Source organism: Acinetobacter sp. LT1 (genome assembly GCF_059800965.1).
Genome location: NZ_JBBAXE010000026.1, coordinates 37,276 through 50,536 on the forward strand (window position 1 = coordinate 37,276; position 13,261 = coordinate 50,536).

Annotated in this window: 12 protein-coding genes; 2 read left to right on the forward strand and 10 right to left on the reverse strand. The window is 41.7% G+C overall.

The genetic code is table 11. From position 1 onward, the window contains the following. Positions 1 to 89 precede the first annotated feature (89 nt). The gene (locus WBW42_RS18350; protein ID WP_005088780.1) at positions 90 to 692 is read left to right on the forward strand and encodes a sce7726 family protein; all 603 of its coding nucleotides are present in this window, start codon (positions 90 to 92) and stop codon (positions 690 to 692) included. Here WBW42_RS18350 and WBW42_RS18355 read toward each other — a convergent pair. From WBW42_RS18355 to WBW42_RS18380, 6 genes are all read right to left on the reverse strand, one after another. Beyond that, positions 631 to 1,710 carry a beta family protein gene (locus tag WBW42_RS18355; protein WP_005088778.1) on the reverse strand — a complete coding sequence of 360 codons (1,080 nt, stop codon included), beginning with the start codon at positions 1,708 to 1,710 and terminating at the stop codon, positions 631 to 633. The two genes, WBW42_RS18350 and WBW42_RS18355, sit on opposite strands and share 62 nt — an antisense overlap. Then, positions 1,697 to 2,941 carry an ImmA/IrrE family metallo-endopeptidase gene (locus tag WBW42_RS18360; protein WP_005088776.1) on the reverse strand — a complete coding sequence of 415 codons (1,245 nt, stop codon included), beginning with the start codon at positions 2,939 to 2,941 and terminating at the stop codon, positions 1,697 to 1,699. The genes WBW42_RS18355 and WBW42_RS18360 overlap by 14 nt, the downstream gene beginning before the upstream one ends. 2 nt (positions 2,942 to 2,943) lie before the next feature. Next, a complete protein-coding gene (locus WBW42_RS18365) occupies positions 2,944 to 3,417 on the reverse strand; it encodes a DUF6932 family protein (protein WP_005088774.1) in 474 nt (157 codons plus the stop codon). A 96-nt stretch (positions 3,418 to 3,513) separates the two neighbouring features. After that, the gene (locus WBW42_RS18370) at positions 3,514 to 4,950 is read right to left on the reverse strand and encodes a Tn7-like element transposition protein TnsE (RefSeq protein WP_130136408.1); all 1,437 of its coding nucleotides are present in this window, start codon (positions 4,948 to 4,950) and stop codon (positions 3,514 to 3,516) included. Positions 4,951 to 4,977: 27 nt separating this feature from the next. Next, positions 4,978 to 6,255: an ISL3 family transposase gene (locus WBW42_RS18375; RefSeq protein ID WP_000610830.1), complete on the reverse strand. Its 1,278-nt coding sequence runs from the start codon at positions 6,253 to 6,255 to the stop codon at positions 4,978 to 4,980. A gap of 12 nt (positions 6,256 to 6,267) precedes the next feature. Further along, on the reverse strand, positions 6,268 to 7,302 hold the full coding sequence (locus WBW42_RS18380; protein WP_000098298.1) for a permease: 1,035 nt from the start codon (positions 7,300 to 7,302) through the stop codon (positions 6,268 to 6,270). Between the two features lie 111 nt (positions 7,303 to 7,413). On the opposite strand from WBW42_RS18380, the gene WBW42_RS18385 reads away from it, so the two are divergent. Next, positions 7,414 to 7,728: an ArsR/SmtB family transcription factor gene (locus WBW42_RS18385; RefSeq protein ID WP_008294929.1), complete on the forward strand. Its 315-nt coding sequence runs from the start codon at positions 7,414 to 7,416 to the stop codon at positions 7,726 to 7,728. A gap of 392 nt (positions 7,729 to 8,120) precedes the next feature. Here the strand turns inward: WBW42_RS18385 and WBW42_RS18390 are convergent, their stop codons facing one another. The 4 genes from WBW42_RS18390 to WBW42_RS18405 form a co-directional block, all read right to left on the reverse strand. After that, positions 8,121 to 8,864 (reverse strand): SDR family NAD(P)-dependent oxidoreductase, encoded by a 744-nt coding sequence (locus WBW42_RS18390; protein WP_032051442.1) that lies wholly within the window; start codon positions 8,862 to 8,864, stop codon positions 8,121 to 8,123. A gap of 473 nt (positions 8,865 to 9,337) precedes the next feature. Next, positions 9,338 to 10,210, reverse strand: a complete 873-nt coding sequence (locus tag WBW42_RS18395; protein ID WP_050676140.1) for a transporter — start codon at positions 10,208 to 10,210, stop codon at positions 9,338 to 9,340. 125 nt (positions 10,211 to 10,335) lie between these two features. Beyond that, positions 10,336 to 11,394 carry an alcohol dehydrogenase gene (locus WBW42_RS18400; protein WP_032051439.1) on the reverse strand — a complete coding sequence of 353 codons (1,059 nt, stop codon included), beginning with the start codon at positions 11,392 to 11,394 and terminating at the stop codon, positions 10,336 to 10,338. Positions 11,395 to 11,484: 90 nt separating this feature from the next. After that, the gene (locus WBW42_RS18405; RefSeq protein ID WP_032051437.1) at positions 11,485 to 12,387 is read right to left on the reverse strand and encodes an alpha/beta hydrolase; all 903 of its coding nucleotides are present in this window, start codon (positions 12,385 to 12,387) and stop codon (positions 11,485 to 11,487) included. Between the last annotated feature and the right edge of the window lie 874 nt (positions 12,388 to 13,261).

Consider the following 13,261-nt stretch of genomic DNA (forward strand, 5'->3'; position numbering starts at 1 on the left):
CGGAAATTGTTAGTCTTTCTATCGTCTAAGTTTTCTACATTGTATAATACATCTTTAAATATAGGTGAAGTTTAGATACTTTAAAGAAAATGAATGCAACAAATGATCAAGATATTCGTCATGCTTTACACAGTAGATTGCAAAAGCAATACTACGTTAAAGACGATCATTTAGTCGTTGATGAGCTATCTTTAGAGCATGGTCGAAATCGAGTAGACATAGCAGTGTTTGATAACTGTATTCATGGCTATGAAATTAAGAGTTCTAAAGATAATCTACTTAGATTACAAAATCAGTTATCACAATATTCAAAAAGCTTGCAAAAAGTCACCTTTGTTGTAGCAGAAAATCATTTTAAAGATGTAATGATTTCTACCCCTGAATGGTGTGGGCTTATTCTAGCCACTAAAGGTCCTAGAGGTGGCGTAAGTTTTCGTTCTATTAGGCGAGCTAAACTTAATCCAAATGTAGACTTCATTAGTCTAGCTCATATCTTATGGAAGTCAGAAGCTATTGACCTACTGTATCAATATGGTATTACAGAGAGACTTGAATATAAAACTAGAAAAGAATTGTATAAGCAATTGAATCAAGTTATGACTGTCCAACAATTAGCCTTGGAAATTAAAACTAAATTATTGAAGCGTGGTAACTGGAGAGTTGATGAACAACCTTTGTCATATGATGGTTGATTGCCACTTGCTTCCATGTTCCTAGGTTTCCAAAGTTTGCTTTACCATTAGCAGTATCATGAATTCGTTTATCCCCATCAGAGAAAGGAACTCCTTTGTAACCTGGTAGTCCAATAACATTTGCACAAAGAGAAACCATTTGGATCTCATTCCCTCTAAATGCTTTAGCTTTTAAGACGTGCCAATGCTGAGGCAGTGTATAAATTAATTTTGCTGATGGGTTGACCTTCCGCATATCCATAGGAGGGAGAAACTCTATATCATCAGTTGTGTAATCTCCAAAAGTTGGTAATTTATCTTTGAACTTCTTTATAAGATAAGGATATAGCATCCATTCATGGCGAGTAAACAACCCACCAGGCTGTTTAATCTCTCTTAGATTCAGTGAATGTGCTGCTATAACAAAAGAACGATAACTTTTGATGTTGTTTATCTTATTAACTTTCATAAAGATTAAGTTGGAAAACAAAGCATATGGCTCAAATTTATCAGGTGTTTTTAAATCAATAATCAAATCTATATTATTTATATTTAAATCAAACATCTCCAATACTTGATCAATTTCACCATTTATATTTGGCTTATCTAAATCTTCAAGAAAAAGTCTTAAAGCAAGGCCGCAATTTTGTGTACTAATAATTGATTTAATTTCTGTTAAATACCATTTAGACTTTTCGAAAGAAATAACGGGAATTAGTTTACATCCCATAGCAAGACTCTTGGTATATACATATTTTATAACATTTTCTCCATTGTCCATGATTCCTTGTTCAATACTGTCATGAAAGTCTAGAAGAGCAAGTCTAGAACCCCATTTGTCTTTGAGCCGTTTTGGCATCGGCTCAATATGTTCTTGAATGGTTTTCTTTAATCGCTTTTCTTCAAAATCATATTCGATTGGAGGCATTATTATATAAGGGGTGATAAGATCCTTAATCTCTTTTTTGAGTTTAAACAATGCTTGGTATTCACTTTGTCGCCACTTTAAGAAAGGAACATAATGGTTACTCAGAATCATATTCATCACCCCAGAATAATTTTCTTACTTGCTTTAATCCAACTTTTTCATTAAAAATTTGATAATTATTGTTTTCTCTTCTTAATCTACCAGCAATAATACTTGGGTGAATATTTAGATTTCGGGCATCTTCATTTAAGGCATCTTCATTGATATAGAACCTACACATGCACATATCCCATTGTTCTGAAGGAATTAGGTTGTTCAGTGCAAAGTTGTCAGCTTCAATCTCAACCTCATCTTTAGTTATACCTACGTCTTCATCAACTATAGAGGTGCGTTCCGCATTCAGATGAAGAAAAATATGACCTAATTCATGGAAAAGAACAAACCAAAAATTATCTAGGCGATCTTGTCTTAATGTGAGCCCTATTACAGGGATTGAAGTATTTGGCAAAAGCATTGCAGCACCATCAAGATATGTAGATGGTAAATGTGGCTCTACAATTAGTATAATTCCTTTTGATAAAAGAAATTCTTGAGCTTCTAAAGGTCCATTTGAATTAGTAGAAATTCTAACTAAATGATTTAGCCAAGATGAATCTTTATTAAATTTTGGCACCTTAATTTGCTTTGTTATCTCTTTTGCTTTACTGAGAACCTGAATCTGCCATGCAAGCAATGAGTATTCATTGGGGGAGTTTCCATTAAAGTGAAACTTTCTATGTAATGCTAATTCATATTGCTCGTTACCAAAAAGATCTGTAAATCGTGCTTTGATTGCACTTATTGGATCAATATTGCCTGATAATAACCATTTACGTTTTAACATTTCTTTAATTGGAAATTTATTCCAATCAATTGGAGACGTATGTACAGTTAAACTATTCGATATTTTTTCTTCTAAAAAGTCATTTATTCTTAATAAAGAAATAGAATCTAAATGTCTATAAAGGTAGTCTTCCTGTCTTTTTATTTCCTCAATACTAACATTTAAAAGTGCAGCTATATCTTCTTGAGAAATATCATTAGCTATTCTGATATAAACTAGATTTTCTGGGTATTTAAGTATTTCCTTTTTTACAGGAATTTTGTGTTTAAATTTTTGGCTAATTTCTAAGAACTCATCACGCTCTTCAACTAATTCATTTAAAAATACATTTAAAGAATCTAATTCTAATTTTGATATAAAGGGAGCGACAGAAGTATCTTTCTCTACTTCAATAATTGTAGCTTGTATCTGCTTAATTTTTTGCTCTGTTAGACTTAATTCAAAAGAGTTTAAAATCATTTTTACACTCCCTGATTCATTAAAGAAAATTCGGCTTGAAGATCTATTACAATAATCCCTTTTTCCTGATTTGTATGTTTTTCATTCTTAAAAAAGTCTTTAAACAATTTGCCTGATGCTCTTTCTGTACAGTTGGGGAAGAGCTCTCCTCCAAATCGTGCTTTTTGGGCAGTAGTCCCATTACTTAAATCTAGAAAAATTGGATCAACAATATTAAAGTCAACCTGTTCAATGCTCCAACAAGCATCAAAATCACCAGGCATATCTTTTTCAGTGACATAGCTTCCATCAAGGTATAAATACTTACATCCTGACCGAGCGAGTAAATTAGCTGCGTTTACAAGTCCATTAAATAGATTAAGTCTATGCGGATTAAAGGCTAAGGTTTGTTTAACCTCTTGTAATGTAGCAAGATGTTCACCAGGAGGTAAAATCCGCCATGGTGCCCCACATAGTGTTTGAAAACTAGGTAGCATAATTCTTGGTTTTGTTTATTGAATGAACAAATTATAGCAAAAGTTAAAATATTTTTCCTTATCATTTGGTCTGATAAACTGATAATTTTCCTTGATTTAAAATAGATCCTTTAACACATTCATAATTCTTACAGCCCAATTATTAACAGCTTCTGAAGAGTCATTTCCTTGTGATGAAAACCGTGGATGGACAATATGAGTATGGGCATTTGCACCAAATACATCATCAAACAAATCATTTGGCCATGACAGTGATTTTGCGACTAGATGAGTCTTAATTTTATCTAAATAAATCTTCCAATCATCGGTTGTCAGGTAGATTAACTTAGTTGATATACTTTTTACCCCATCTGATGTATCTAATTCAATGAGAAGAAAGTCATCACTTCTATAGCAAAGGTGAACAAACTTAATGGTTCGTAGTTTATCTTTACTGATTCTATGACACTCGGAACGCCCAACTTTCGTAAGCTCATGGGTAAGTGATTCATATAGCACACATTGATGTGTAGATTGAAGCACTTGTATCATCGAGTTGAAATCATGATAGCGTTGGGCATATTTCTGATCATAATTTGTGTAGTCCTTTTTCCCTCCTACATCTGCCGCAGGTAAATCGCCTGCACTATTTGCCTCGTCTGTACTCGCTAAATGACCAGAAGCCGATTCATCATTTTCAGCATCCGTGCTTTTCTGTCCTGTTATTTTGGTTTTCCCTTTCTTGTTGATGGTCAATGGTTTTTTGAAACTCACCCATGACTCATTACCATCCAAAATACGAATTCCGTGCTCTATGGACGCTGTCGTACCATCTTCAATTGTAGGGTCAAGCGTACTACTATATTCGGGTTTGTAGCCTTGTTCCGATTGTTGTCCTTCCGTCTTGATTTGAGTGAAAGATGGGTGATCAAAACTAATGTCAGTAGGAATATCAGTATCGATTTCTATGCCAACAATTTCTTCAACAAGAAAAGCATCTTGTGACCTATTATATCTTCCTCGAAAATGGAGTGTCCAACCGTCCATTGAGGGTGGATCAAATTGAAAAATCCATTTCTTCCATCCATCCTTATCAATCAGTTGAGTATTAAAATAACGACAAATGCTTTCAAATGACTGTTTGGCATTAGGATCAAGTAGTAACCAGGCTAATAGACATTGGGTTCCCTTTTGATTTACAAGTTTTAAAGGCATTGTATTTTCTAAAAAGACAATTACTGTTTCCTCATTATCTTGGCATATTGCAAATTCATTTTGAATGGTCGTTGTACTGAGGCTTGCCCGACAAAAATAAGAGTTAATGAGAAAAAGTGTTCTTGCAAGCTCAAACTGTGGTAGATGAATAGTGACCTGATTGGGTCCTTCTATAATGAAACTAGTTTGTATTCCCTCAAAATATGTAAGATTTGAATCCGTTGATAATTCATCAAAATCTTTTAAAAGAGAGGGGGTTAGAAAATTCTGATCAGACAAAGTAATCACTAGATTCGGTTTAGATAATTGGGTATACGGATTTAATGGTTGATGGGGCACCTTTACCCCACCAACCTGATACCATTATCAGATGGTTGATAGATCGACTCCGTAGTTGAGTTCCTCTGCGAAGTCCGGCAGTCCGTAACCGATGGTTTTCTTGTAGAAAGGAGAGACCTTCGCAGTCGGTGCCTTCTTCTTGTGCTTCGTGGTGTAGAGCATTCGTGCCCGCATCACCTCGAAGGAGTAACCGCGCCCTTCACGGTTCTTGTCCTTGGCCAGTCGGTTGATGGACTCCGTGTAAGCGTTGGTGACGGGCATGTCCGTCTCGAAGTAGGTCATGGTCTCTTCGCGCCAGTTTCCCACTGCCCTGACCAGATCGCTCCAGACTTCCTTTTGGCCCTTCGGGATGGTGGCTATCCACTCGTCCAGGGCGGCTTCTGCCTGGAGCCGTGTGGTGGCGTCCCAGATGCCGTAGAAGCGCTCCTTGTGCTCGTAGGCGGCCAGCAGTTGCGGGAACGCGCCTGTCCAGGTCTCCATGATGAGGCGCTCCCGGTCTGAGACTTCGTGAGCGCGTTTCAGCAGGATTTTCCGGTCTCCCTTGAGAGTCCGGCTCTGGGACGGTTTCAGCTCCTTTCTGAGGCCCTTGCGCACTCTCTCTAGGGCATCGTTGGCCATGCGCACCACATGGAACTTATCGACCACGATACGGGCCTGGGGCAGCACAGCCTTGACCGCTGCCCGGTAGGGGTTCCACATGTCCATGCTGACGATCTCGACCTTCTGCCGGTCTTTCAGCTTCATCAGGTAGTTGGTCACCACGTCCTGGCGGCGGGTGGCCAGCAGGTCGAGCAGGGTTCGCTCCTCAATGTTGGTCAGAATGCAGCGGTAGCGCTTGTTCAGGTATAGCTCGTCAATGCCCAGGATGCGGGGCGTCTCGAAGCGGTGCCAGCGCCCCAGGAACTCGGCGCGGGCGTTGAAGATGTCGCGCACCGTCTTCTCGTCCAGGCCGGTCTGTGCCGCCACAAAGGTGTAGGGGTGGTTGAAGGATTCCTTCTCCACGTACTCATGCAGCCGCAGTGTCATACGGAATCCGTCCACCATCTCCGGTAGCTGGGGCCTGAATGTTGTCTTGCAGGCCCGGCAGGTGTATCGGCGGCGGACCACCCAGAGAGTGACCCGCTTGCCGTGGATGGGCAGATCACGATAGGGAACGTCACGCTTGCCGAACCGCACGAACTCACCCTGCACGCCGCACCCCTCGCAGGCTACTGGTGTAGGTGCTTCAAGCCGAAAATGTATGTCTTCATTCTGCTCATCAGAATCCACCAACTGGTACCCAGGAAGGCTTAACGAATTAATCATCTCCCGCCTTGATCAGAAAAACAGGTAGGTGGCGTAACCGGCAATCATCGCCATAGCAAAAATGACTGCTAAAAACGCCGCTAAAAGCTTCAGCGTGAACAAAGAGCGCAACAGAATGAGCTCAGTCAGGCTGGCTCCGGCACTGCCGATGATCAACGCTAGCACCGTCCCGGCACCCACGCCTTTGGCCATCAGAGCCGCTGCCAGAGGTATGACGGCTTCAGCGCGAATATACAACGGCACGCCGATGACAGCGGCAACTGGAATGGCAAAGGGATTATCTGGGCCTGCATACTGCTCCAATAAGTCAGTGGGCATGAAACCATAGATCACGCTGCCAATCGCAATACCGATGAGCAGGTAAGGCAACACATCGATAAAGTCCGACCAAGCTTCCCGCCACACACCACTGTACTTCCCTTCTTTCTTAACCGTGACAGTGGGTTGACTGTCACAGCATTCGCTAGACGTAGAGACTGTTGTCTTCCTATCAGCCCCGCAAGAAGCCGTCTTCGGAGTGGTGTCGCAGCTGTTGGTGCCGCAACTCGATGCGGTCGATGTAGCACTGCACGGGCTTGCTGATGAACTACATCCACTGCTCTCTTGTGTCGCCGTCCGGCGCACATAACGCTCGAAGCCAAGCGTGTGAAGCAGCCATCCGGCACCTACCGCGACCACCAAAGCGGCGAGCACATAGATAGCAGTAAGTGTCCATCCAAACGTGGCAACCAGCAGGCCGACGACGATAGGATTCAGCAACGGAGATGAGAAAAGAAACACCATCATCGGCCCAAAACCGGCCCGTGCCCGAATCAACCCTTTCAACATGGGGATAGTCGAGCAACTACAGAAGGGCGTTATAGCTCCTAAACCAGCAGCAAGAAAATAGCCTCGCTTCCCACTGGAAGTCAGTAACGCTTCCACCTTGGATGGTGGGATGTGACGTTGAAGAACTCCGACCAGCAAGCTAATGCCAATGAATAAAACCGATAGCTCGATAGCGAGAAAGGCGAACATGCCTAGAGCGTCTTGGAGTTGAGATGACATTCAATATTACTCCTATATTTCTAGTATTGTCGAAATGATGTACGCAGCCTACTTGCGTTTATCCGACCTGTCAACTATAATTCTAGAAACATCGAATTATTGGGGCGTGCTATGGATCACGAAAAGGTTGCAGCCAGCTTAGCTGAGCTAGGGAATAGTCACCGACTGTCCGTGTTCCGCTTTCTGGTCAAAGCTGGCCATGATGGGGCTTCGGTCGGAGATATCCAGAAGGGGCTGGGTATTCCTGCTTCGACGCTATCACATCACCTTGCGCGCATGGCCAAGGTAGGGCTGATCCGGCAGGAGAAACATAGCCGCACGATTGTCTGTATATCCGAGTATGGGCACCTAGAGAATTTGATCGGTTTCTTACAAGAGGAATGTTGTGCAGGTGTCCGGATTGCGCATGAACCAGAACCGCTTTGACGCTTGCCCAGCTCTCGCTGTCCTCCCTAGTCAGCATCGCTATGAAGACTCAGGCGAAGGTGGAAACAGAAAATTGGCAGTAGAGTAGGCTGAAGAGGATCAATCAGATAATCCGCTGAGAAAGATTTTCTTCTTTACATCTTTGGCATTTTATCAACCAGAAATTCCGGATACCCTTTATGTTTTGCTAGTACACGAAACTCTGCAATTTGCAATATAGTGATAGCTAATCACTATGAATGGTAAGATACAAGCTAGTACACATAAGAAGATATTACTTCTTCTCAGGCAGATTCGCAGCAAAGAAAAATTTTCCCTTACAACAATAGATAAAAGAAAAGAGGGTATCACCCCTCTTTCCTCTTTATATGGGGGTATCTTCTACTCATTTTTTATTTCGAGGTATATGCACCATCGACCACATACTGACTACCGGTCACAAATGAAGCATCATCAGAAAGTAGGAAGGCAACAACCTGAGCAACTTCTTCCGGCTGTCCCAAACGACCAATCGGATGTAGTTTTACCATTTCTGCTTCTTCAAATTCTGCAATCAAAGGCGTTTTGATATAGCCAGGATGTACTGAATTAATGCGAATCCCTTTATCTGCATATTCCAATGCCGCCGCTTTCGTTAGACCCGTTACGCCATGTTTTGCAGCGACATAGCCTGAAATATTTTGAATCCCGATCAAGCCTGCAATAGAAGCGGTATTGACAATCGCTCCGCCCCCTGCGGCCAAGATTGCAGGAACTTCATAATGCATGCTGTAGAAAACCGCATTCAAGTTCACATCAATCACACGACGCCATCCTTCAATGCTCAATTCTTCGGTGGAGTTAACTTCACCCAGAATTCCCGCATTATTGAAGGCCAAATGCAGTGCACCAAAAGTGCTGACCGCAAACTCGACTGCAGCTTTCATGTCTTCAGGCTCAGCAGTATTGGCCTTATTCGCAGCCGCTTTCCCGCCTAAAGCGACAATTTCGTCCACAACTTTCTGTGCTGCTTCCAGGTTAATATCTGAAACCACTACACTTACACCCTGTTGAGCCAAAAGCAGTGCGGTGCTTTTACCAATACCTGAACCAGCGCCAGTAATTAAAGCGACTTTATTGTTGAATTTATTTGACATATTTTTTTCCATTTCAAATTTTAAGCATCAAAGCTTGTTTCATATTTTAAGATTCAAGAAACCAGATCCGGTAGATGACTCGTCTGCCAAGCGACAACCCGTCTGATATCAGGCTTGCGATTCACCCTGTAGACGGTTTTCATTCCTAAATTCTGTATTTCCAAGTTATATAAACAAAAGTGCTAATCTATGGGGAATTCCCAGGATCCAAACAAATAGAATGCCATGAAAGCATCTTTTGCCAAGCGCTGTGCTGTATGTTTCCTAGACAAACCACCAACGATAACTGCAACTTTTTGAACTCCTTACAATTTCCTTATTTTCTTTCCCCTTCATCGCATAAAAATAGTTTTTGCATTCACAACAAAATCAGCATGAATAGTTTTTAAACTCACTGTACATATTTTCTATATTGATGACCAAGCTGGATATTGAATTGCAAAATTCTATACAGCCTGTTCAACATGATCGATTTAGAAGGCATACAGTAAACGTGACTGAAGTCCAGAAATTTCCAAGCCATTTTCAACATTCACATCTTGTCGCCATTGTAATAATAGCTGCAGATTCGGCTTGATATTGGTAGAAGCAGAAACGACAAAGGTATCTTTTCTATCACTGCCACGTTCAGTGACACCATTCACCTTTTCTTTACCGCCATCGGTATGTCTCCAGGTGACAGCCAAATTGGATTTATCGGTCACTTTATAGAGTGCGGAGAAATCTGTCTGGAAAAAAACCTCTTTCTCAATGTTGGTATATTTTTGCTCGCTATAAAGTTCAAACTGCCCCACCCCCTCAAGCGCAAATTTATCAGTTAAAGCATGGTAATAACCGGCCTGAACATTATATTGATAGCGATCATTACTGATGGCAAAACCCTTCGTTTCATTACTGCCGGTAGGTACGGTCAAAAAACCACCGAAACCAAAATAGCGCCCTTTTTCAGCATCATGCAATGGCCAGGCGATACCACCCACAATTAAATCACCGACACCCGAGATATCATCAGCGCCATTCATCTTTTGCTTGGCAAAAGGCAAGAGGAATTGAGGATCTACAATCCAATCCCCTACTTCAATAAAACGAACGTAACGCAATATTCCCAAATCAATGCTTAAATCGAGATCATCAGCGACTTTATCACCATTTGCATACGCCTTATCCGCTTCCGTATGCTGGTAATAGGCAACCGCTAAGTTGGTTCCCCCTGGAAGTGCTTGATAATCCCCGGCATCAGAACTCACCCCTGCGGCTTGCAGGTCCAAAGCGGCAGTTAAAGCAAAGACCAAAGCAGCTATTTTTTGATTTGAACGATGATAGAAATAGTTTTTCATTTGTTTCATTTTTAACTCTCCGTTGTTTTGACTCATTTTTTTAAAATGAGTCTTCCTAGCACAAAGACCACTCAGGTCTTTGCGCAATTTCTTGATTTTGATTTGGGTATTAAATATGGAAAAACGTTGGGTGATCAGTTTTCGTGCATAAGCACAATACGCCCGATGACGTTGCCATCTTTCAAGTCTCCAAATGCGGAATTGATCTGCGAAATTGGCAGTTTTTTCACGGGAATGGCTGACATGTGGGTTTCTTTCACCAGCTCCACCAGCTCTCTTAATTCCTCTACCGTCCCTACATAACTGCCCTGGATTGTGAGTGGTCTCATTGGAATCACCGGAATGGAAAGCTTAATTTCTCCCCCCATCAATCCGCAGATCACAATATGCCCACCACGTGCAGCACTCGCCAAGGCAAGGCTCAATGTTGGATTACTGCCAACCAGATCAAGGATCAGACGTGCACCACCGTCAGTTGCCTGAATCAGCTGTTGAGCAGCATCCTCACTTCGGCTATTGATGACCGATAATGCACCGGCAGCACGTGCTGCTTCCAGTTTGCTGTCATCAATATCAACTACGATTGCGCCTTTGGCTTGCATAGCTTTGAGCAACTCGAGTGCCATCAGCCCTAAACCACCGGCACCAATGATCACCACCGGCTCGCTTTGAATCAAATCACCGAATTTTTTCAGTGCACTGTATGTTGTCACGCCTGCACATGCCAAAGGTGCAGCTTCAGCCAGATCCAGACCTGCAATATCCACCAGATATCGTGGATGCGGCACGATGATATATTCGGCAAAACCACCCGGCTTGGCGATGCCTAACTGTTGCGGTTTGGCACACAGGTTTTCTTCGCCACGTTTACAGTAGTTGCATTCACCGCAACCAATCCATGGATGAACCAAGCTGACCATGCCGACCTTGACTGATTCCGCATCTGGACCGACAGCAACCACCTGACCTGTAATTTCATGACTTAAGGTTAAGGGTGGCTTCAGCCCACGATCTGCAAGGGATAAACGCTTGCCCCCACCTAGATCATAATAACCTTCCCATAAGTGTAAATCCGTATGGCATAGACCTGCGGCTTTTACATGGAGTAAAACTTCAGTACCTTTCGGTTGCGGAATTTCTTTCTCAACGTCTTCGAGTGGTTGTCCATGATGCGTCACGCAGTAACAGTGCATGAATCTCTCCTTTGAAACAATAAAATAGACGGCCTTGTAGTGAACAAAGTCTTTTATTCACTAAGTTTTATACGCCGTGTGGGCACTGATTTATGCTTTAAACCACTGCGCAATTTTCGCTAATTCTTGATCAGCTTCACTTGCACGCCCAGCTAGGAAAGGAAAAACGTGCTGCATGTTGTCCACCACAGATAAAGTCACATCAACACCCTCTTTTTTTGCAATATCAGCAAGACGTGTTGCATTGTCTACAAGTGATTCAACTGATCCGGCATTGATATACAAACGTGGGAAAACCTGATAATTGGCTTTTAACGGATTCGCCAATGGATTTGCCGGATCACCATGTTCACCCAAGAACATTTGTGACATGCCTTTAAGCAGATCCACTGTAATCAAGGCATCAGTGGCATCGTTGCTGATCAGGGTTTCACCTTTGTGCTCCATATCCAGCCAAGGAGAGAATGCAATCACTGCTCCTGGCAACTCAATCCCTTCATTTCGTAGATTGAGTACGGTTGATATCGCCAGATTCCCCCCCGCAGAATCCCCTGCGGTCAGCATATTTTTTGCAGTAAAGCCACGCTGGAGTAGTTCTTTATATACTGCTGTCACGTCCTGAATTTGTGCCGGGAAGACATGTTCTGGTGAACGTCGGTAATCAACCACAAATGCGGATACCCCTAAATACTTGGCCAAATGCCCCACCAGCTTACGGTGACTGGCCGAAGAACCGACCGCAAATCCACCGCCATGGGTATAAATGATGACTTTGGATAAGTCAGCATCTTTCGGATAAATCCAAAGACCTTCTACACCTGCCACAACATCGAATTTATAAGACACTTCTTCCGGTTCCAATGTAGGTTGATGCCATTCATCAAACATACTGCGAAAGTCTTCAATGGTCATATTCGGATTTTCCTGCATCCGTCTTGACCAGTTCGCATATAAATCGAAAAGAAATTGAGTATTGCTTTGTGTGCTATTCATTTTAAAATCCTTGATTTGATATTTAAGGAATAAATCCTAGTTTTATTCCATGAAGATATAAAAACTTGAGTGCCATCACTCATGGCTAGACACTCAGAAGATCCAAATCTAAAGAGTGGCTTTGCATCACTGGTTTGATACAATTTTTTGCATGACTAAGTAATCTACGGATAATCTAACCGTTTCAAATTAGTATTTTAAAATGTAAAAAATACATACCAGCGAATGTTTTCTGCAAAATCGCATCCTGTTCAATATAGCTTTTGATCCTACTTATTCTCTTTTCTATTCCAGTCCGTTATAAAAAAGCTTTCATTCATTTTCATGCAATCATGAGCTATGAATGTTCTTAAACATTAAACGATTGTGTGTATGGCTGACTTGTACATTCTTGTACTTATTTTTGTATAAAATGATCAGGCTCATCAATTTATGGGAAAAATTACAATTCGGGTACAATATCTTTCCTGTTTCATGAATCTATTCAACTCATTAAACTTACGACCCTCAACTGCCCAAAATCATAGGATCTGCCGATCCACTTGCAGAATTAGCAATGCTAAAACATGAACTCCAAAGAGTTACTAAAAAAAGAGCATATTAAAAAAAAGCCGTGGCATATTTCGCAAGCCAGTTCAAGTCAGGTATGTCTTTATTCAGTACCTCAGTTAAACTTTAGATTTTCATAACGATGGTTATTCTGCATGGCTAAATACGCTAATCAGCAAAAAACTCTCCAAAAGATAGGCACAGAAACACATATTGAATAGCCACCGATTTTGTAGACACCTTTTAGTTAGATAAAATGGCTAATTAACGAGGTGCTTATGAGCAGTAAACGATACCCTGAAGAATTCAAAATTGAAGCAGTAAA